Source organism: Agromyces binzhouensis (assembly GCF_004135055.1).
GTDB classification, from domain to species: domain Bacteria; phylum Actinomycetota; class Actinomycetes; order Actinomycetales; family Microbacteriaceae; genus Agromyces; species Agromyces binzhouensis.
Genome location: NZ_SDPL01000823.1, coordinates 1 through 548, shown reverse-complemented (window position 1 = coordinate 548; position 548 = coordinate 1). Strand labels below are relative to the sequence as shown.

Here is a 548-nt window from a genome sequence, read left to right as displayed (position 1 = left end):
CGGGCTCCGCGTGCCGGCGGGCGCGCCGCGCGCCTGACCCCCGAGCGGTCGCTCCGCCGAGGATCGTCGTCGGCTTCAGCGGGTCGCCGCCGCCCCGCACCCGCGGATACCGAGGACACCCACCTCAGCGCGCGCCCGCAGCCCCGCCGCCGACCTCGGGATGCTCGTGCGGCAGGCCGTGGCGCTTGCCCGCCCGGAGCAGCTCGAGGTTGCGTCGCTCCCAGTCGAGCATCTCCTGGCGCACGCCCTCGAGGATCCGGCTCTCGCCGCACACCGGCAGCGAGCGGCCGCACGTGCACGTTCCCTGCTTCCGCGGGTCGGGGTGGTGGAACGCCTGCAGCCGCCACAGCGCCACCATCGCGGTGTCGACCCGCTTCGCGGTGAGCTGCGTCGCCCGCTCGGCGCGACGCACGCGGTCGTCCCTGAGCTGCTCGCCGAGGGCGGCACCGGCCTCGGTCGTGCCGTCGAGGGCCCCGGCGCGCAACTGGTCGCGCTCGGCGGTGAGCCGGGCGACGGTCTCGGCCGCCTCGGCGGAGGCCTCCGTCGCC

General features: G+C 77.7%; 1 protein-coding gene. It reads right to left on the bottom strand.

Translation table 11 applies throughout. The annotated features are described in order from the left end of the window. Positions 1 to 124: 124 nt before the first annotated feature. Positions 125 to 548: hypothetical protein (locus tag ESO86_RS19665; RefSeq protein WP_165308460.1), on the bottom strand; the 424-nt coding region annotated here is incomplete at its 5' end.